This window comes from Mycobacterium sp. UM_Kg1, from assembly GCF_000972925.1.
GTDB classification, from domain to species: domain Bacteria; phylum Actinomycetota; class Actinomycetes; order Mycobacteriales; family Mycobacteriaceae; genus Mycobacterium; species Mycobacterium hiberniae.
This window is the reverse complement of the sequence record NZ_JRMK01000356.1, coordinates 1-398: the sequence shown is the minus strand read 5'-3', so window position 1 is coordinate 398 and position 398 is coordinate 1. Positions and strand designations below refer to the sequence as shown.

Here is a 398-nt window from a genome sequence, read left to right as displayed (position 1 = left end):
CAGGCCAACTCCCACGGTCAGAAGGTGCAGACCGCCGGCAACAACATGGCCAACACCGACGCGTCGGTCGGCTCCAGCTGGGCCTGAGCGCCCCGCAGTTTCGTAGCGCGCGGCAGCACACCCGATCCACGGGTGTGCTGCCGCGCTTCTTTATGGGCGGTCCCGATTTCGCCTGGGCCGCCGGTACTTTCCGGGCATCGGCGCAGCTGCTCACAGCAGATCGGCAGCGACCCGGGGGCGCCGATTGACCCTATTACGGCGCTGGTGCACTATGATGGGACGAGCACCTCGTTAGGTGAGGCGTCTACATGGATATAGGCCACTGACCCCGAACGTCGAAAGACGCCCCGGGTCAGGACAGCTCCTCCCGGATTAAGGGTTGAGCCCAAGTGGCTTCC

1 pseudogene and 1 riboswitch are annotated in these 398 nt (G+C 65.1%); the pseudogene reads left to right on the top strand.

The features are described from left to right. A pseudogene (locus LI92_RS22820) lies at nucleotides 1-87 on the top strand (type VII secretion protein EsxI); the annotation flags it as partial. Between the two features lie 193 nt (nucleotides 88-280). Next, nucleotides 281-398, top strand: a riboswitch (M-box (ykoK) riboswitch). This riboswitch is flagged as partial in the annotation.